The sequence below is a fragment of the Roseobacter sp. N2S genome (assembly GCF_031454055.1).
GTDB lineage: Bacteria > Pseudomonadota > Alphaproteobacteria > Rhodobacterales > Rhodobacteraceae > Amylibacter.
On the sequence record NZ_JAVDQB010000001.1, the window covers coordinates 685,096 to 703,672 of the forward strand.

The following is an 18,577-nucleotide window of genomic DNA, read 5'->3' on the forward strand; positions in this document are numbered from 1 at the left end:
AACCCGCCTTTGCAGGCGGGTTTTTTATGTCTGCGGTCAGGGGGCGTTAGACTTTTAGCGCCATTTTGGGGGACATGACATCCATGCCAAGGGCTTTGCCCACAGCATAATAGGTCAGTTTGCCCGCGTGGGTGTTCAACCCGTTCAACAGGTTCTCATCGTCTTCGCAGGCTTGCCGCCAACCTTTGTTGGCCAGCGCCATCATGAAGGGCATGGTGGCATTGCCAAGCGCGATGGTGGATGTGCGGGCTACAGCGCCCGGCATATTGGCGACGCAGTAATGCACGATGCCGTCCACATCATAGATCGGTTCATCATGGGTGGTGGCCTTTGAGGTTTCAAAACACCCGCCTTGGTCAATGGCCACATCCACCAGCACCGACCCCGGTTTCATCAGGCCCAATTGGTCGCGGCTGATCAGCTTAGGCGCAGCAGCCCCCGGAATCAAAACCGCACCAATGACCATATCCATAGTCGGCAACAGATCAACCATCGCGCCTTTGTCAGAATATTGCGTGGTCAGGCGCCCCATAAACACATCGTCCAGATACGACAGCCGCGCGATAGAACGATCCAGCACCGTTACATTCGCGCCCATACCTACAGCCACACGGGCCGCCGCTGTGCCCACAACGCCACCCCCGACGATTGCGATATTGGCGGGGCGCACACCTGGAACACCGCCCAGCAGAACTCCGCTGCCGCCATTGGCTTTTTGCAAGGCCCATGATCCGGTTTGCGGTGCCAACCGGCCCGCAACCTCGGACATGGGGGCCAGCAGGGGCAGGCCGCCTTTGTTGTCGGTGACGGTTTCATAGGCGATGGCAGTGACGCCGCTGTCCAGCAGGTCTTTGGTCTGTTCGGGATCGGGCGCAAGATGCAGATAGGTGTACAGGATCTGCCCTTCGCGCAGTTGTTTGCGTTCAACGGGCTGGGGCTCTTTCACTTTGACGATCATTTCCGCGCGGGCAAAAATCTCTTCGGCAGTATCCACAATTTCTGCACCAACAGCCGCATAGGCGTCATCTGGAAACCCAGCGCCTGCACCTGCCATGGTCTGGACGATAACCGAATGCCCCCGTGCAATGGCTTCAAGTGCGGCAGAAGGGGTTACGCCGACACGATATTCCTGATTTTTGATTTCTTTAGGGCACCCGATTAACATGAAGAGATCCTTAGGTTGGCGGTTAGAGATGCCCAATTATTAAGCAAAAAATAAATTCGTTGAAATCAATCTCTTGTGTATTTCGGATGGTTTTTCGAATAATCCTCTAAGAAAGCCGCCATAAACAGAGAAGCCTTCGAATTTTATGAAACTTGATGAAATAGACCGTCGAATCCTGAATGCGCTGCAAAAGAGCGGACGCATGTCCAATTCAGAGCTGGCGGATAAGATCAATCTGTCGGCCTCGGCCTGTCATCGTCGTGTACAGCGGCTGGAAACGGACGGGGTGATCAAGAACTATGTGGCCATGCTGGACCCTCGTGCCGTGGGGCGGCGCACCACCGTTTTTGTAGAGATTTCGCTCAGCGGGCAGGCCGATGAAACTCTGGCTGCCTTTGAACGGGAAGTCGCCCGCGTACCTGATGTGCTGGAATGTCATTTGATGGCGGGAACGGCGGATTACCTGTTAAAGGTGGTTGCGGCGGACACGGATGATTACGCCCGTATTCATCGCCAGTATCTGGCGCGCTTGCCAGGGGTGGCGCAATTGCAGTCCAGTTTTGCCCTGCGCACCGTGTTCAAAACCACGGCGCTGCCGCTTTAGGCCAGCAGGTATTGCAGCGCGTAGAGCGTGACCAATCCGCTGAAAATCGTCGCAATCGCCGATTTGCGCCATGTGCCAACGGCAAAGGCCACAAGTGCTGCGATCAGGCGGGCGGGATCGGTATTGCCGCCCGTTGCAGATGGCCACAGGATCAGCGGTGCGATCAGGCCGGGCAGGATGGCCACAGCCGTGTAGCGCAGGTGGCGCAGCGCCCATTCGGGCAGTTCACGATCGCCAAGCAGGCCCAGAAAGGACCAGCGGATGAAGAACGTTCCTATGGCCAGACCGATGATGACAAGCCAGATTTGTGTCGGATCAACGGTCATTTCTTGCGCCGCTCCAGCCAGAGTTCCGCCTGTGCGCCCACCAGCATCGCGATGATTGCCGCGACGATCAGGCCAAGGGAAAACGGAATCCAGCTAAACGCCAGCGCACAAATAACCGAGGCCCCCGCCGCCAGAATATGGGGCAGGCTGCGCAGGGCTGGCGCTATAATGGCGAGAAAACAGATCGGCATCGCAAAATCGAGCGAGAATTCAGGCGGGATCGCCGCGCCAAAGGCCGCGCCGATAAAGGAAAACGTTACCCAGAAGGGGGTGATCGACAGGGCGGCACCGATAAAATACAGGAACCTGTCCCGCACACTCCAGTCCGGTTCAACAGGATAGCGGGTGCTGGCCAGACCAAAGGTCTGATCCATGTTGAAATAGGCCACCAACAGCTTCATCCCCGGCGAGGCTTTGCCAAGATAAGGCACCAGTGCCGCTGCATACATCGCCATTCGCAGGTTCACCGCAAGGGCTGTGACAATGACGATCAGGGTCGGGGCGTGGTCTTGCAGCAGGATCAGGGCGGTGAATTGCGCCGCTCCTGCGATCACCATCACGGTCATCGTCATGGTTTGCACCAGCGACATGCCCAGTTCGGTTGCGGCCACGCCGAAAAGCATGGCAAACGGCGCTGCAACCAAAATAAACGGGGCGCAGTCGCGATAGCCTGCCCAGAAGGCGGATTTGGATATGGTTTGTTTTGAAGTCATGATGTTACTGTGGGACCAGTAAGGGAGTTCCGCACAAGTGGCAAATGCTAGATGACTGAAATCAGTTCAAAATATTTGATAGGCCCCAGCACCGGTGGTGATGGGTTGACGCGGGTTGTGACGGGGCGCGATCACACGGGCGCTGTGCAGGATATTTCCGTGGTCGAGGAACGGCCCCTGACGATCTTTCTGAACGGTCAGGAAATTGTCACCGCTATGACCATTGGCGACTATCCCGAATATCTGGCGTTGGGGTTTTTGCGGAATCAGGGCATGTTGGCGCTGGACGAAACCGTTCTGGGTGTTGATTTCGACGAAGAACTGGAAACTGTCGTGGTGCGTACGGATGGCGGTACGGTTTACGAAGAAAAGCTGAAGAAAAAGACCCGCACCAGTGGGTGTGCGGTGGGTACAGTTTTTGGCGATATGATGGAGGGTCTGGATCAGGTGGTTTTGCCACAGGTGCAAGTGCGCACAAGCTGGCTTTACTCCCTTGCCCATCAGATCAACCAAACGCCAAGCCTGTATCTGGCGGCGGGGGCGATTCACGGGTCTGTCCTGTGCCAAGAAGACCGCCCGCTGGTCTATATGGAAGACGTGGGCCGCCACAATGCGGTGGATAAAATCGCGGGGTGGATGCTGTCTGAAAAGGCAACGGCGGGGGATAAGATTATGTACACCACGGGGCGTCTGACGTCGGAAATGGTGATAAAATGCGCGCTGATGGGGATTCCCGTTTTGGCGTCCCGCTCTGGCTTTACGGCTTGGGGGGTGGAAATCGCCCAAACGGTGGGGTTGACCCTGATCGGGCGGATGCGGGGCAAACGGTTTATGTGCCTTAGCGGTGCGGATCGGCTGATCTGGGATGCCGATCTGGATGCAGTGGCCGATGATACAGGAAAGCGAAGGTCCAAAGATGATTGAACCCGTAGGTGTGATCCTTGCTGGCGGCCTGTCGTCGCGCATGGGCGGTGGCGATAAGGGATTGTTGGCGCTGGGCGGAGTGTCACTTGTGGGCCGTGTGCGGGTGCGCCTTCAGCGGCAAGTGGGTTCTGTGATCCTGAACGCAAACGGCGATGCGGATCGCTTTGACGGGCTTGGCCTGCCGGTGGAACCTGACAGTATCGCAGGTTTTGCAGGACCTTTGGCAGGAGTTCTGGCAGGCATGGATTGGGCGGCGAATGCGGGGGCCAGCCATATCGTGACCGTGGCCGCGGATACGCCGTTTTTCCCGACCGATCTGGTAGAACGTTTGTTGGCATCGGGGGCTGATCTGGCAATGGCGGTGACGCCTGATCCAGAGCGGGGGCAGGCGCGGCATCCTACTTTCGGGCTGTGGCCTGTGGCTGCGCGTACGGAACTGCGGGCGGCGCTCAACGACGGTCTGCGCAAGGTGGTGCAATGGACCCAGCCGCGCGGCTGCGTGCATGTGGAGTTCGCCGCCAGCCCGTTTGACCCGTTTTTCAACGTCAATACCCCTGCGGATCTGGCCAAAGCCGAAGCCATGGTTGCGGAGTATGATCTGTGAAGGTTTTTGGCATAACCGGCTGGAAGAACACCGGAAAAACCGGCTTGATGGAACGTCTGGTCACCGATTTCACCGGGCGGGGGCTGACGGTTTCGACGGTGAAACACGCCCATCACACCTTTGACGTGGATCATGAGGGCCGCGACAGCTATCGCCACCGCGCAGCGGGTGCGCAAGAAGTGCTGCTGTGTTCAGGCAATCGCTGGGCCTTGATGCATGAATTGCGCGATGAATCAGAACCTCCGTTGACAGAGTTGTTGGCCAAGCTGACGCCTGTTGATCTGGTGCTGATCGAAGGGTTCAAAACCGAAAGTCACGCCAAGCTGGAATGCCACCGCGCGGAAACTGGCAAGCCTTTGCTGGCGCGGGACGATGCGTCTATCATGGCGGTTGCCAGCGATGTGGCGCTGGATTTGGACCGTCCTGTGCTGGGGTTGGATGACACCAAGGCTGTGGCGGCGTTTATTCTGGAAAAAGTGGGATTGTCATGAAGCCTCCTCCGCTGAAAGACGATTGTTTTGCCATGCCGGCTGGCGTGGATTGGACCCCTGTTGACAGTGCGCTGGCCCAGTTGCGAGCTCGTTTGCACAGCGTCACGGGGGCAGAGACCCTGCCGCTGGCACAGGCGGGCGGCAGGATTCTGGCGCAGGATGTGGTGGCCGCGCGCGCAAACCCGCCCTACGCAAATTCCGCAGTGGATGGTTACGGGTTTGCCTTTGAAACCTTGCCCGAAGGCGCGGTTTGCACCCTGCCTTTGGCCACAGGACGCTCTGCTGCTGGCGCGCCGTTTGACGGGGTTTTACCCGCAGGTCAGGCGCTTCGCATTCTGACGGGGGCGGCCCTGCCCGAAGGCGTGGACACGGTGGTTCTCGAAGAAGACTGCAGCGTTGAGGGCGATAAACTCGCCTTTCGGGCTGGCCTGAAACACCGCGCCAATACGCGCAATGCGGGCGAGGATTTGGGGGCTGGGGCAGGCGTGCTGGCGGCGGGGCATCGGCTGCGACCACAGGATTTGGCGCTGTTGGCCTCTGTCGGGGTGGCAGAGGTGTCTGTGCATCAAAAACTGCGGGTGGCGGTGTTCTCCACAGGCGATGAAGTCGTGGATATTAATGCTGGCAGTGCTGGGCCGTCGCAAATCTATGACGCCAATCGCCCGATGTTGTTGGACCTGATCCGCACTTGGGGATTTGAGGCCATTGATCTGGGGAAGGTGGCTGATGACGCGGAACTGGTCGCTGCGGCCTTGGATCAAGGCGCGGCATCGGCGGATGTGATCCTGACCAGCGGCGGGGCCTCGGCGGGGGATGAGGATCATGTTTCGGCGGTATTAGGCGCACAGGGTAATCTGCAAAACTGGCGGATTGCGATGAAGCCGGGGCGGCCTTTGGCGCTGGCGCTCTGGCAGGGTATTCCGGTGTTCGGTCTGCCAGGAAACCCTGTCGCCGCTTTGGTCTGTACCTTGGTTTTCGCCCGCCCTGCGCTGGGTGTGTTGGCGGGGGCGGGGTGGTCTGCACCACAAGGGTTTGAACTGCCTGCGGGGTTTCACAAACGCAAAAAAGCGGGTCGGCGCGAGTATTTGCGGGCGCGGGTGCGGGACGGTTTGGTTGAGGTGTTCCGCTCTGAGGGATCGGGGCGAATTTCGGGATTGAGCTGGGCCGAAGGGCTGGTCGAGCTTGGCGATGGCGCGCAGGAGATCGACCACGGGGATCGGGTGATGTTTTATCCCTATGGGGCTTTTGGGGTTTAAGCTGAAACGCCTGTTATTGGTGCGGCATCAGGGATTGGATATTTGAAAAAAAAAAGCCGATGGTTGGTTTGTGATTTGATTAGTCAAAAGATCCTGCAACGCGGCCCAGCAGCATGAAGGCGCGGGCGGTGCGGGTTTGGGACATTTCCAGCAGCTCGTTGTCTTCGGCGGACTCTTCGAATTCGATCAGGATCTGGTCGAATTTACGCAGGAAATGATGGGTGGCATCGCGAAAAACCGGATCGTTTTTCAGCCGTGTTTTGGCCAAAGTCAGGGCCGAGCGATCCCGAATGCCGCCAAGGGCTGAAACCGTCAGGCCTCGTTGGCCGTTGGCAAAACGGCGCCAGACTGCGGGCAGGGGTTTGTCTGGCGTAAGGTCATCCATGTAGATGCCGTCTTGGGACAGCAGGGTCAGCACGTCTTGGGAGGCTTGCAGCAGTTTGCCCAATTCCCGTTCTTCAAAGGCGCGGCGCAGCACGCGAAAGCCTTCGCGGTCGTCGGCGTTGTCGGGGAAATTCAGTGCCTTGATGAATTCGGTAACCGTGATCGGCATCCGCTCTGGCCCCGTGGGCGATTGCAGTGGCAGTGAGGTTTGACTGACGTCTTCGGGGGCGGCGTGTTTTTCAGCTAAGGCTGCCGCATCGCTGCGCGGGCTTGCCAGTTCAGAAGTTGAGGTCAGTGCTTTGGCGGTCAATTCATTGAGCCGCTTGTCTGTGTGCTGGGTCAGGGCCGCGATTTCGTTCAACTGCTCTTGCAGTTTTGTATTCAGGCTTTGGTCTGCTTCGGGTTTTTCCGAGATCACCGCTCTGATCTGATCCATCGAGTTGCGCAGCACATTGGTTTCCGCGCGCATTCCGCGCAGGGAGTTCGATACGTAGGCCACGGTCCAGATCACAATCACCGGAAAGAACATGGCGATGAAGGCGATCATCAGGGTCAGGATATTTGTGGTGATTTGTTCAAGTGCACCGGGCACCCCAAACACATAAAGCGTGCAGGCCAGCAGCCAGAAAATGCTAAGCGCCAGCGCGATCCGCGTTTCAGCGCCGCTGTTGGCTGGCACTGTTGGCGCAAGCGATGTATTTGCATTAGACATGTAACGGGCCTTTGTGACCTTAGATGAACTTAATGCTCACCACTTCGTAGTTCTTGGTGCCGCCTGGAGTGCGCACTTCGACACTGTCACCTTCCTCTTTTCCAATCAAGGCCCGCGCAATGGGGGACTTGATATTGAGCAGGTTTTTGTCGATATCAGCCTCGTTCTCGCCGACGATCTGATAGGTTTTCTCTTGTTCGGTGTCTTCGTCGTATAATTCGACAGTGGCCCCGAATTTGATCGAGCCTGACAGTTTTGTTACGTCGATCACATCGGCCAGACTGATCAAGCCTTCCAACTCTTTGACACGGCCTTCAATGTGGCTTTGCTGCTCGCGGGCGGCGTGGTATTCGGCGTTTTCCGACAAGTCACCATGTTCGCGTGCTTCCGCGATCGCTCTGATCACTGCAGGGCGTTCCACTGATTTCAGCTGTTTCAGCTCTACCTGTGCAGCATTATAGCCGCGCGGTGTCATCGGGATTTTTTCCATTAGGCCTGTCCACTCAACTTTTCCGAAAACTGACCTTAAAAGTGGATGCGGTTCTCTGCAAGGGGCCATTCGCCCCAGAGTGCGGCTGTTTTTTATGCAAAATTGCTGTGTTACGCGCCGTGACGGGGGAATTTATAAGGCTGAACGCATGGTAAGGCTTTCAATATTGCCCAACCGTTGCAATGTCAGTAGAACAACGCAGATGATTTTCCGCCAGATTAGGCGAGTTGAGGGGAGAAGTGACCATGTCCGATATTGAACGCGAGTCTATGCCGTATGATGTAGTAATTGTGGGGGCTGGGCCTGCGGGTCTGTCTGCTGCGATCCGTATCAAACAGCTTGACCCTGATCTGGACGTGGTTGTGCTGGAAAAAGGATCAGAGGTCGGGGCGCATATCCTGTCAGGCGCGGTTTTGGATCCTTGCGGTCTGGATGCGCTGATCCCGGATTGGAAAGAAAAAGGTGCGCCGATCAAAGTGCCTGTTAAGAAAGACAACTTTCTGGTGCTGGGCGAAGCCGGCAGCATGCGCATCCCGAATTTCCCGATGCCGCCATTGCTGAACAATCATGGCAATTACATTGTATCCATGGGCAACGTCTGTCGCTGGATGGCGGAACAGGCCGAAGAACTGGGGGTCGAGGTTTTCCCCGGCATGTCTTGTTCAGAACTGATTTACGGCGAAAACGGCGAAGTCAAAGGCGTAGTCGCAGGCGAATTCGGTTTGAACCCCGATGGCACGCAGGGGCCCAGCTATGAACCCGGCATGGAATTGCACGGTAAATATGTGTTGCTGTCCGAAGGCGTGCGCGGGTCACTGTCCAAACAGATCATCGAAAAATTCGATCTCGCCAAAGATTCAGAACCGCAGAAATTCGGTCTGGGCATGAAAGAAATCTGGGATATTGATCCGGCAAAACACAGCGAAGGCACTGTGACCCACACGATGGGTTGGCCTTTGGGCAGTGCTGCAGGCGGCGGGTCTTTCCTGTATCATGCAGAAAACAATCAGGTTTTCATCGGTTTCGTGGTGCATCTTAACTATAAGAACCCGCATCTGTTCCCCTACATGGAATTCCAGCGGTTCAAACAGCATCCTGAAATCAAAAAACTGCTGGAAGGCGGTAAACGTGTGGCCTACGGCGCGCGTGCCATTACCGAAGGCGGCTGGCAGTCGATCCCGAAAATGGTCTTCCCGGGGGGCGCGCTGTTGGGCTGTTCCGCAGGGTTGGTCAACGTGCCGCGGATCAAGGGCAATCACAACGCCATGCTGTCTGGCAAAGCCGCCGCCGAGGCTGCGGTTGCCGCGATTAAAGCGGGGCGTGAAGGCGACGAACTGACAGAGTATGAGACAGAGGTGCGCACAGGACCGATTGCCAAAGACTTGAAAAAAGTGCGCAACGTCAAACCGATCTGGTCAAAATACGGCCTGATTGCCTCGCTTGCGCTGGGTGGTTTGGACATGTGGGTCGCCAGTCTGACAGGGTGGAACCCGCTGGGCACTTGGAAGCACGGAAAATCGGATGCGCAAGCCACTGAAAAAGTTAGCAAACACAAGCCGATCGACTATCCAAAACCGGATGGGGTGATCAGCTTTGATCGTCTGACCAACGTCAGTTTCTCGGCGACGAACCACGCCGAAGACGAACCGTGCCATCTGCAATTGAAAGACCCGAGCATTCCGATTGCAGTGAACCTGCCGGAATTCGCGGAACCTGCGCAGCGCTATTGCCCTGCGGGTGTGTACGAAGTGTTGCGTGATGACGACGGGTCCAATCCTCGGTTCCAGATCAACGCGCAAAACTGTGTGCATTGTAAAACCTGCGACATCAAAGACCCCAGTCAGAATATCAACTGGGCGACGCCGCAAGGTGGCGAAGGTCCGAACTACCCGAATATGTAACATCCCAAAACCCCGGCCATGCGTCGGGGTTTTTGCTTGTAGATCGGCGGATTTCTACAGGTTGGGTGAAATTCCAACAAAGATGTGACCCCAAAGCGCAGGTCATTCATTGTCAAAACCGGGGTCTGGGGCTAGGTTTTGCTCAAAGCTGACAAAGATTGGATGAAACGTGGCAGGGTTTACCAAAAGTATCGCGGTTGTGATGGGGCTCGCCGTTGCGCTGGGCGCGACGACAGGGGGCGGTGCTCCGGTGCAGGCCCAAGGGCTGGCGGGGGCATATCTTGCAGGGAATCAGGCCAATCGGGACAATAACTACGAACAAGCTGCCCGTTTTTACACCGAAGCATTGGCCCGCGACCCAAGCAATCCCTACCTGTTGCAAAACGCGTTATTATCCTTTGTTGCCAAAGGGGATGTAGACCGCTCCATTGCGATTGCTCGCAAGATTCAAAGTGGCCAATTTGCCAGCCAGCTTGCCGATCTGGTAGTGATTGCCCAGGATATTCGCGACGGTGATTTTTCCGAAGCACAGACGGTTCTGACCGATAGCGCCGATATTTTCAGCCCGCTTTTGACCGGCCTTTTGTCCGGTTGGGTCGCGCTGGGCGACGGGCAAATGACCGTTGCTGCGGATCGTTTTGATTCGATGGACAACCCGCCTGCCATGCGGTTGTTCGGGCAATACCACAAAGCACTGGCGCTGGCCTCGGTTGGGGATTTCGCTACGGCGGATAAAATCCTGACAGGGGATGAAGACGGCAATCTGCGCCTGAATCGCGGCAGCCTGATTGCCCATGCCCAGATCATGACCCAGTTGGATCGCAAAGACGAGGCCTTGGCGCTGCTGGACAATGCGCTGCGGGGGACATCCGATCAGGGTGTGTCTGATTTACGGGACCGGATTGCGGCACAAGGTGTGGTGGATTACGATTTTATCACCGATGCATCCCAAGGTGCGGCCGAGGTGTTCTTGACCCTTGCCAGCGTGTTGGAGCGGGAACAGGACGAACGTTATGCGCTGGTTTATGCCCGTTTGGCGGAATATCTGCGCCCCGGTTACACCGAAGCGATTCTTCTAACAGCTGAAATTTTGCAAGACCAAGACCAGTTCGATCTGGCCACCCGCACCTATTCCCGTGTCAAACAGGACGACCCGATGTTCCTGAATGCCGAACTGGGACGGGCTGATGCGCTGGTGGATGCCGGTAAACACGATGCCGCGATTGAGGTTCTGCGCAACCTGACCCGCAGCTACGGTGACGTGCCACGGGTCTATATTTCACTAGGAGATGTGCTGCGCGGGCAAGAAGATTATGCCGAGGCGGCTGAGGCGTATAATACCGCCGTTGATATGATCCCCGAACCTGCGCCGAACCATTGGTTCTTGTTTTACGCGCGCGGCATCGCGAACGAACGGGAAGGCAGTTGGGAACAGGCCCAGAAAGACTTCCACAAAGCGCTAGAACTCAGTCCCGACCAGCCCCTTGTGCTGAACTATCTGGGGTATTCGCTGGTAGAGGCAAATGAACGGCTGGATGAAGCCCAGGACATGATCGAACGCGCTGTGACGGCCCGCCCAAATGACGGCTATATTACTGACAGCCTTGGCTGGGTTCTGTACCAAGTTGGCAAATACGAAGAAGCCCTTGCCCCGATGGAGCGGGCGGTGGAACTGGTGTCAAATGACGCGATCATCAATGACCATTTGGGCGATGTGTATTGGAAGGTGAACCGCAAGCGCGAGGCTGAATTCCAATGGCGTCGGGCTTTGTCGTTCAAGCCGGACGAAAAAGACGCGATACGGATTCGCCGGAAGCTGGAAAAAGGTCTGGATGCTGTTCTGGACGAGGAAAAGACCCGCGAAACCGCGTCCGGCAATGGCAATAATTAGGCAGGTCGCACGGGCAAAGATTAACCTTTGCCTGCATGTCACGGGGCAGCGTACTGACGGTTATCATCTGCTGGACAGCATCGTCGGTTTTGCCGAATACGGCGATGTACTGACCTTTGAACCTGCCGACTCTGTGTCCCTGTCCATCAGTGGACCATTCGGCGCGGGGCTTGGCGGGGCTGATGATAATCTGATCCTGAAAGCTGCCCGCTGCTTTGGAAAAACCGCAGGGCAGGGTGCTGCGATCCATCTGGAAAAGAACCTGCCTGTGGCATCGGGCATCGGCGGCGGCTCGGCGGATGCCGCAGCCACGTTGCACGGGCTTTCTGAACTGTGGGGCTTGCCGCTGCCCGATGCGGCTAAACAACTGACGCTGGGGGCGGATGTACCTGTCTGTGTGAGCGGAAAAACCGTCCGAATGCGCGGTATAGGCGAGGTGATTGACCCGCTGCCAAACCCGCCTGACTTGCCGATTGTTCTGATTAATCCAGGCGTATCTGTCGCAACGCCTGATGTGTTTAAGGCGCTGGCATGCAAAGATAATCCTGCGATTGATAACAATGACGCGGCGGATTGGGTCCGTTGGCTTATTACGCAACGCAACGACCTGCAAACCCCTGCAATCGCTAATGCGCCCGAAATTTCTCTGGTTCTGAATGCCTTGGCCGAAACCGGTGCGGTGTTGCACCGGATGTCCGGGTCAGGGGCCACTTGTTTTGGGATTTATGACAGTGATTTATCCGCCACGGCAGCGGCGGATAAAGTGATCGAATCTCACCCTGATTGGTGGGTTCAAACCACGCGGCTGACCACGTAATCGGACAGGTCCATCAACAGTTTGCGCAGTTCGCTTTCGGGCAAGGGTTGCAACGCGGCGCGGGCCTTGCCAGCCCAGTGCAGCGCGTCCTGACGGGTTTCTTCCATAGCGTTGTGTTTGGCCAATAAGGCCATCGCCTGTTCCAGATCGCCGTCTTGCTGATCGCCTTTTTCGATGGTGCGTTTCCAGAAAGCGCGTTCGGTTTCATCGGCCTTGGCCACTGCCTTGATCACCGGAAGGGTTAATTTCCGCTCGCGGAAATCGTCACCGGTGTTCTTGCCCAAACTGGCCGATGCCCCGCCGTAGTCCAGCAGGTCATCTACAATCTGAAAGCTGATCCCAAGGGCATCCCCGTAGTCGTAGAGCGCCTGTGTGACGGTTTCATCGGCGTCTGCGATCACGCCGCCGACCTCGGTCGCCGCAGAAAACAGCGCCGCGGTTTTGCCACGCACCACTTGCAGATAGACAGCTTCATCCGTAGCCAGATTGCTGGCTGCGGTCAGTTGCAACACCTCGCCCTCGGCAATGGTGGCAGAAGCATTTGCCAGAATATCCAGCACCCGCAAATTGCCAGTTTCCACCATTAACTGAAACGAGCGGGAGAACAGGTAATCCCCCACCAGAACCGAAGATTTATTATCCCACAACAGGTTCGCCGTCGGCCGCCCGCGCCGCTTTGCGCTTTCGTCCACCACATCATCGTGCAGCAGCGTGGCGGTGTGGATGAATTCCACCGTGGCCGCCAAATGGATGTGATAGGGACCGTCATAGCCACACAACCGCGCTGCCGCCAAAGTCAGCATCGGGCGCAAACGTTTGCCGCCTGCCTCGACCAAATGGGCGGTGACTTCGGGAATCCGGGGCGCGTGTTTTGACGCCATCCGGTTGCGGATATGGTCGTTCACCAGCGCCATGTCATCGGCCAGCATTGCGGCCAATTGTTCATGTGGTTTAAGGGGGCTAATGTTGTTCACCGTTTATTCATTCCCTTTGGCTCGACATCCGATACCAATTGGCCGTATGCCTTTGGTATGAAAGAATTGTTGCGCACGAATGACCCGACTATTGTGGCCTTTACCCACGCATTGCTGCGTGCCGAGGATATAGAGTGCTTTGATCTCGACGTCCATATGAGCATATTAGAAGGCTCGATTGGTGTGATGCCAAGGCGTGTTATGGTCGCGGATGCACATTATTTCCGCGCTTGTGCCATTTTACGCGACAATGAAATTGAATTGCCGGATTGACGATGACCGACCGCGATGGGGCTACAACGCTTGACGGTTTTCTGGGCGGGCGTTTGCAGGTGCGCCAGCCGCAGGACGGCTATCGTGCGGCCACTGATCCCGTATTTCTGGCCGCATCTGTGATAGCAAAAGCGGGGGATCGTGTGCTGGAACTGGGGTGTGGCGTTGGCGTGGCCAGCCTGTGCCTTGGGGCGCGGCAGTCCGGATTGATGCAGATCGGGTTGGAGCTTCAGCCCGACTATGCAGCGCTGGCCCGTGAAAATGCAGCGCAAAATAACATTTCTTTTCATGTGGTCGAGGGGGACCTGACCCAGATGCCGATGGTGTTGAAAGAGCAGGCCTTTGATCATGTGATCGCCAACCCGCCATTTTTCACCCAAGGCAGTGTCAGCCAACCCGTTGATGACGGCAAGCGGCTTGCTCATGTGGATGGCACCGGAACAAGCGTCTGGATTGACGCGGGGCTACGGCGCCTGCGGGCCGGTGGGGTGTTCACTATGATCCATCTGAGTGACCACTTGGGTGAGATCTTGACCGGATTTTCCGGCCGCGCGGGGGATATTCAGGTGCTGCCGATTGCGGCGCGCAGTGGCAAACCTGCGAAACGGGTTCTGGTGCGCGCTCGCAAAGGCGCACGGGGGGCGCTGCAACTTTTAGCGCCATTTGTGGTACATTCCGGCAGCGAACATGTGCAAGGCTCCCCCGATTTTGCCCCTGATGCCGAATCCATTCTGCGCCACGGGGCGGCCTTGAACTGGGCCTGATTCGGCTGCGAAAAGGCGTTTAGTTGGGCCGCTCGCAAAATTGTGCGATAATTATTGAATAATGCGTTGGTTGGATTCTTGGGGACTCTGGCCAGCTATCGAGGCTGAAATGCTCGATATTTTGACTCAACCAATGATTGTTCTGTCGTTTTTGCCATTGGCGAGGCGCCGCTTTAATCAAACCCAACGAAACATTTTGATGACAGGATTGAAATCTTGTGCTGCAATGGACTTACGAAACCAAACGGAGGTGTACTATGAGCGTAAGTTCCCATATTTCTGAACTGAAAAGAAAACACGAAGAACTCTCTGAAAGAGTCAAAATGACTCAGCGCCGGCCCGGAGTGGATGCTCTGGAGATCGTAACCCTCAAAAAAGAAAAACTCCGCCTTAAAGAAGAAATTTCCCGACTGACGAATTAGTCGGGGTGAATAAAATAAGGGCCGCTTGATTAAGCGGCCCTTTCTGTATCCAGCGATCCGTCGCCGTTTAGGTCATGTATTGGCCGCCATTTGCGGTCATTGTTGAACCAGTTACAAATCCAGCCTCGTCCGAGGCTAAAAATGCCACGCAGCGTGCAATATCTTCGGGTTCGCCAAGGCGTCCAACGGGGATTGTTGCAATAATGCTGTCGCGTACTTTTTCAGGGACAGCCATTACCATGTCGGTGGCCACATAGCCGGGGCAAATCACGTTCACTGTGATGCCAGCGCGCGCACCTTCTTGTGCCAGTGCTTTGGTGAAACCGATGTCGCCCGCTTTGGCCGCGGAATAGTTGACCTGTGCAAACTGGCCTTTTTGGCCGTTGATGGAAGAAATGTTAATGATACGGCCGAATTTACGCTCGCGCATGCCATTCCACAGCGGATGGGTCATGTTGAACACGCCAGACAGGTTAGTGTCCATTACATCGGACCACTGTTCGCGGGTCATTTTATGGAACGGGGCGTCGCGGGTGATACCGGCGTTGTTTACCAGCACATCAATCGGGCCAAGTTCGGCTTCTACTTTGGCGATGCCCTCAACACAGCCATCATAGTCAGCCACAGACCATTTATAGGTTGGAATGCCTGTTTCGGCAGTAAAGGCAGCGGCGGCGTCTTCGTTCCCTGCGAAATTTGCCGCTACTGTGTAACCTTCAGCCTTTAGGTGTTTTGCAATTGCCGCGCCAATCCCACGGGACCCGCCCGTTACCAATGCAACTCGTGCCATATTGTCTCTCCCTGTTTATATTTTTTGGCCCCCACCGTTTGGGTGGGGCCGTAATGTTACGAACGTTCTACGCACATGGCAACGCCCATGCCGCCACCGATGCACAAGGTTGCCAAACCGCGCTTTACATCGCGGCGTTTCATTTCGAACAACAGTGTGTTCAGAACGCGACAGCCGGATGCGCCGATCGGGTGACCGATTGCGATTGCGCCGCCGTTTACGTTTACAATGGATGGGTCCCAGCCCATATCTTTGTTCACGGCACAGGCCTGCGCTGCAAATGCTTCGTTGGCTTCAACCAGATCAAGATCGGCAACGGTCCAGCCTGCTTTGTCCAATGCCTTGCGCGAGGCAAAGATCGGGCCGACACCCATGATTGATGGGTCCAGACCCGCTGTTGCATAAGAAACGATGCGGGCCAAAGGTTCGATCCCGCGGCGCTCAGCCTCGTCAGCAGACATCAGCAATGTGGCTGCAGCCCCATCATTCAGACCCGATGCATTCGCGGCGGTAACAGAGCCTTCGCGGTCAAAGGCAGGGCGCAGTTTCTGCATGGCTTCCATTGTGGCGCCGTGACGGATGTATTCGTCTGAGTCTACAATGATATCGCCCTTGCGATTTTTCACTGTGAAAGGTGTGATTTCATCGGCAAATTTGCCAGCTTTTTGCGCGGCTTCAGCCTTGTTTTGGGAGGCGACGGCAAATTCATCCTGCATGTCGCGGCTGATCTGCCATTTATTTGCAACGTTTTCAGCAGTTTGACCCATGTGATAGCCGTTGAAAGCGTCCCAAAGGCCGTCCTTGATCATGGAGTCGACAAATTGCATGTCGCCCATTTTTTGGCCTGGGCGCATGTTGGCAACATGGGGGGACAAAGACATGCTTTCTTGGCCACCAGCAATAACAATGCCTGCATCCCCAAGTTGAATGTGTTGCGCACCCAGCGCAACAGCGCGCAGGCCGGAACCACACACTTGATTGATGCCCCAAGCGGCTGCTTCTTGGGGCAGACCTGCGTTGATATGCGCTTGGCGTGCTGGGTTTTGACCTTGGCCAGCGGAAAGGACTTGGCCTAAAATGGTTTCAGACACATCAGCCGCATCAACACCGGACCGTTCCAAAACGGCTTTGATAACAGTAGCGCCCAGATCATGTGCCGGAGTATTGGCGAAACTTCCAAGGAAAGAGCCGACTGCGGTACGGGCGGCCGAAGCGATTACAACATTGGTCATGATTTAGTCCTTATACAAAGCGCATTGCGCAGGCCGGAAAATCGGGTCCTATGGCACAATCACGCGGTTGGTTCACCAGTGAATTTACCATTTCGTATAAAGCGGGTTGGGCATGAAGCAAGAGGAATGATGTCGCAATTTTCCTTATGATTGACGATTCCAGCCCAAACTGTGTAGATCAGTACGGTGCCAAAGGTGCCCTGCTAATGCTGCTTAAATATAGCCCTCGAGCGAAGTTTCGTCTTCTTTCCAGACTGGTACGGTTTCCGGACGCCCCAACAGATACCCTTGTAAACAGTCGATACCTGCCTCCTGCAGGTAGGATAATTCTTCTTTCTTTTCAACGCATTCCGCAACGGTGAACATATCAAACTGTTGGGCGATAGAGATGAGCGCCGCCGTTAATACTTGGTTATCCGCATCCTTGTGGATATTGCGGATGAATTGACCGTCGATTTTTACAATGTCGAACTGGAAGTCGCGAAAAAAGCGGAAAGCGGTATAGCCCGCGCCAAAGTCATCAAGGGCAAAAGAAATTCCACGTCGATGCAAATCCCCCATGAAAACATTGACGATATCTGGCATTAACATTGCCGAACTTTCAGTGATTTCAAGAATCAGCCGTTCGGCAATTGTTGGATCAAGGGCCAACCCGTGGTTCAATGTGTCCATCCAGCGGGGATAGCCGATGGAACGTGCTGACATGTTGATGGCCAGTCGCAGGCTAGGCTCTTCGGCAAGGGCCACAAGGCCGAGTTCCAGCGCCAGACAGTCGATCACCCGCCCGATTTCCATGGTTTCAACGACCTCAATGAACTCTTTTGCGGGAATGATCCTGCGCTTGTCATCAAGAATGCGAATGAGTCCTTCGTAATAGGCTGGGCGGGTCGGGTTTTTGCTGTGTACAATGGGCTGGTAAGCCAAAAGAACATTTTTCCGTTCAATTGCGGAGCGCACCATTTCAATGATTGAACTTTGCTGCGTGTTATCGTCCGAACTTACATAGCCACGCTCCTGGCTACGGCCCTGACCCCGGTGCGGTTTATTCAAATCTGGCCCGTTTAGATGTGTCACGCGGCAATCCTCCGAATCGTGTGAGTGTTGTGTCTATCATCAGGGTGAATATGCTAAGGCGAAGTTAAGGTTCCCATTTTGTTCCAAATTGTGTTAACTTTTCGGTAAATTGCTAAGGTTATGAAAGTAGGCGTAAATAATGGAAAAAACCCGATGTGACTGGTGTGGTTCTTTACCAATTTATGTAAATTATCACGATGAAGAGTGGGGCGTTCCGGAATATGACAGCCGCGCTTTGTGGGAAAAGTTGGTTCTCGACGGGTTTCAGGCAGGGCTAAGCTGGCTTACGATTCTTAAAAAGCGCGACGCGTTTCGCAGTGCTTTTGCAGAGTTTAATCCCGAAAAAGTTGCAGCCTTTACGCAAGCCGACGTACAGCGGTTGCTGGGTGATGCGGGGATTATCCGCCACCGCGGTAAGATTGAGGCGGCGATTTCCGGCGCTCAGGCGTGGATAAAGCTGGAAGAACGACAGGGTTTTGACGCGCTTATGTGGGATTACGTCGGGGGCCAGCCTTTGGTGAACCGGTTTGAAACCATGGCGCAGGTGCCGCCCTCTACGGAATTTTCCGAACGGATTTCGAAAGATTTAAAGAAACTGGGATTCAAATTTTGCGGCCCCACTATTGTATATGCCTGGATGGAGGCAACCGGCTTGATCAACGACCACCTGATAACCTGTCATCGCCACGAAGAGGTGGCGCGTTTGGCAAGGTGACGTTCCTGAAACCGCCACAGAAATTCGCGCAATTTTAGACACTCACAAAATTACC

Annotated in this window: 21 protein-coding genes; 12 read left to right on the forward strand and 9 right to left on the reverse strand. The window is 55.6% G+C overall.

Features of this window, described 5'->3' with window-relative positions:
- Positions 1–46: 46 nt before the first annotated feature.
- Positions 47–1,165, reverse strand: a complete 1,119-nt coding sequence (ald, locus tag GGE09_RS03290; protein WP_309743842.1) for an alanine dehydrogenase — start codon at positions 1,163–1,165, stop codon at positions 47–49.
- 145 nt (positions 1,166–1,310) lie between these two features.
- On the opposite strand from ald, the gene GGE09_RS03295 reads away from it, so the two are divergent.
- On the forward strand, positions 1,311–1,769 hold the full coding sequence (locus GGE09_RS03295) for an Lrp/AsnC family transcriptional regulator (protein ID WP_309743844.1): 459 nt from the start codon (positions 1,311–1,313) through the stop codon (positions 1,767–1,769).
- Here GGE09_RS03295 and GGE09_RS03300 read toward each other — a convergent pair.
- Positions 1,766–2,095, reverse strand: a complete 330-nt coding sequence (locus tag GGE09_RS03300; RefSeq protein WP_309743846.1) for an AzlD domain-containing protein — start codon at positions 2,093–2,095, stop codon at positions 1,766–1,768. The genes GGE09_RS03295 and GGE09_RS03300 overlap by 4 nt on opposite strands.
- A complete protein-coding gene (locus GGE09_RS03305) occupies positions 2,092–2,808 on the reverse strand; it encodes an AzlC family ABC transporter permease (protein ID WP_309743847.1) in 717 nt (238 codons plus the stop codon). The genes GGE09_RS03300 and GGE09_RS03305 overlap by 4 nt, the downstream gene beginning before the upstream one ends.
- A gap of 51 nt (positions 2,809–2,859) precedes the next feature.
- Between GGE09_RS03305 and GGE09_RS03310 the strand changes: the two genes are divergently transcribed.
- From GGE09_RS03310 to glp, 4 genes are read left to right on the forward strand one after another with little or no spacing between them, the layout of a single operon-like run.
- Complete coding sequence (locus GGE09_RS03310) at positions 2,860–3,732, forward strand: formate dehydrogenase accessory sulfurtransferase FdhD (protein ID WP_309743850.1); 873 nt, start codon at positions 2,860–2,862, stop codon at positions 3,730–3,732.
- Positions 3,725–4,336, forward strand: coding sequence for a molybdenum cofactor guanylyltransferase MobA (gene mobA / locus GGE09_RS03315; RefSeq protein WP_309743852.1), 612 nt, complete (start codon positions 3,725–3,727; stop codon positions 4,334–4,336). The genes GGE09_RS03310 and mobA overlap by 8 nt, the downstream gene beginning before the upstream one ends.
- A gap of 47 nt (positions 4,337–4,383) precedes the next feature.
- Positions 4,384–4,827 carry a molybdopterin-guanine dinucleotide biosynthesis protein B gene (gene mobB / locus GGE09_RS03320; protein ID WP_405048531.1) on the forward strand — a complete coding sequence of 148 codons (444 nt, stop codon included), beginning with the start codon at positions 4,384–4,386 and terminating at the stop codon, positions 4,825–4,827.
- Positions 4,824–6,083 carry a gephyrin-like molybdotransferase Glp gene (gene glp, locus GGE09_RS03325; RefSeq protein ID WP_309743856.1) on the forward strand — a complete coding sequence of 420 codons (1,260 nt, stop codon included), beginning with the start codon at positions 4,824–4,826 and terminating at the stop codon, positions 6,081–6,083. Before mobB ends, glp begins: the two co-directional genes overlap by 4 nt.
- 79 nt (positions 6,084–6,162) lie before the next feature.
- Here the strand turns inward: glp and GGE09_RS03330 are convergent, their stop codons facing one another.
- Together GGE09_RS03330 and greA are read right to left on the reverse strand one after the other, a co-directional pair.
- On the reverse strand, positions 6,163–7,179 hold the full coding sequence (locus GGE09_RS03330; protein WP_309743858.1) for a hypothetical protein: 1,017 nt from the start codon (positions 7,177–7,179) through the stop codon (positions 6,163–6,165).
- Between the two features lie 19 nt (positions 7,180–7,198).
- On the reverse strand, positions 7,199–7,669 hold the full coding sequence (gene greA, locus GGE09_RS03335) for a transcription elongation factor GreA (protein ID WP_309743859.1): 471 nt from the start codon (positions 7,667–7,669) through the stop codon (positions 7,199–7,201).
- Positions 7,670–7,914: 245 nt separating this feature from the next.
- Between greA and GGE09_RS03340 the strand changes: the two genes are divergently transcribed.
- From GGE09_RS03340 to GGE09_RS03350, 3 genes are all read left to right on the forward strand, one after another.
- The gene (locus GGE09_RS03340) at positions 7,915–9,570 is read left to right on the forward strand and encodes an electron transfer flavoprotein-ubiquinone oxidoreductase (RefSeq protein WP_309743861.1); all 1,656 of its coding nucleotides are present in this window, start codon (positions 7,915–7,917) and stop codon (positions 9,568–9,570) included.
- 169 nt (positions 9,571–9,739) lie between these two features.
- The gene (locus GGE09_RS03345; RefSeq protein WP_309743863.1) at positions 9,740–11,461 is read left to right on the forward strand and encodes a tetratricopeptide repeat protein; all 1,722 of its coding nucleotides are present in this window, start codon (positions 9,740–9,742) and stop codon (positions 11,459–11,461) included.
- Positions 11,448–12,278 (forward strand): 4-(cytidine 5'-diphospho)-2-C-methyl-D-erythritol kinase, encoded by an 831-nt coding sequence (locus tag GGE09_RS03350; protein WP_309743867.1) that lies wholly within the window; start codon positions 11,448–11,450, stop codon positions 12,276–12,278. The genes GGE09_RS03345 and GGE09_RS03350 overlap by 14 nt, the downstream gene beginning before the upstream one ends.
- Here the strand turns inward: GGE09_RS03350 and GGE09_RS03355 are convergent.
- Positions 12,254–13,207 carry a polyprenyl synthetase family protein gene (locus GGE09_RS03355; RefSeq protein ID WP_309744815.1) on the reverse strand — a complete coding sequence of 318 codons (954 nt, stop codon included), beginning with the start codon at positions 13,205–13,207 and terminating at the stop codon, positions 12,254–12,256. The genes GGE09_RS03350 and GGE09_RS03355 overlap by 25 nt on opposite strands.
- A 102-nt stretch (positions 13,208–13,309) precedes the next feature.
- On the opposite strand from GGE09_RS03355, the gene GGE09_RS03360 reads away from it, so the two are divergent.
- The 3 genes from GGE09_RS03360 (at position 13,310) to GGE09_RS03370 (ending at position 14,711) form a co-directional block, all read left to right on the forward strand.
- Positions 13,310–13,525 (forward strand): DUF2007 domain-containing protein, encoded by a 216-nt coding sequence (locus GGE09_RS03360; RefSeq protein WP_309743869.1) that lies wholly within the window; start codon positions 13,310–13,312, stop codon positions 13,523–13,525.
- A gap of 2 nt (positions 13,526–13,527) precedes the next feature.
- On the forward strand, positions 13,528–14,289 hold the full coding sequence (locus GGE09_RS03365) for a methyltransferase (RefSeq protein WP_309743871.1): 762 nt from the start codon (positions 13,528–13,530) through the stop codon (positions 14,287–14,289).
- Between the two features lie 257 nt (positions 14,290–14,546).
- Complete coding sequence (locus GGE09_RS03370; protein ID WP_309743872.1) at positions 14,547–14,711, forward strand: DUF465 domain-containing protein; 165 nt, start codon at positions 14,547–14,549, stop codon at positions 14,709–14,711.
- Between the two features lie 67 nt (positions 14,712–14,778).
- Here the strand turns inward: GGE09_RS03370 and GGE09_RS03375 are convergent, their stop codons facing one another.
- From GGE09_RS03375 to GGE09_RS03385, 3 genes are all read right to left on the reverse strand, one after another.
- A complete protein-coding gene (locus tag GGE09_RS03375; protein ID WP_309743873.1) occupies positions 14,779–15,501 on the reverse strand; it encodes a beta-ketoacyl-ACP reductase in 723 nt (240 codons plus the stop codon).
- 56 nt (positions 15,502–15,557) lie between these two features.
- On the reverse strand, positions 15,558–16,733 hold the full coding sequence (locus GGE09_RS03380) for an acetyl-CoA C-acetyltransferase (protein ID WP_309743874.1): 1,176 nt from the start codon (positions 16,731–16,733) through the stop codon (positions 15,558–15,560).
- 213 nt (positions 16,734–16,946) lie between these two features.
- On the reverse strand, positions 16,947–17,693 hold the full coding sequence (locus tag GGE09_RS03385; protein ID WP_309744817.1) for an EAL domain-containing protein: 747 nt from the start codon (positions 17,691–17,693) through the stop codon (positions 16,947–16,949).
- A gap of 253 nt (positions 17,694–17,946) precedes the next feature.
- Between GGE09_RS03385 and GGE09_RS03390 the strand changes: the two genes are divergently transcribed.
- Positions 17,947–18,522 carry a DNA-3-methyladenine glycosylase I gene (locus GGE09_RS03390; RefSeq protein WP_309743875.1) on the forward strand — a complete coding sequence of 192 codons (576 nt, stop codon included), beginning with the start codon at positions 17,947–17,949 and terminating at the stop codon, positions 18,520–18,522.
- Positions 18,523–18,577 lie beyond the last annotated feature (55 nt).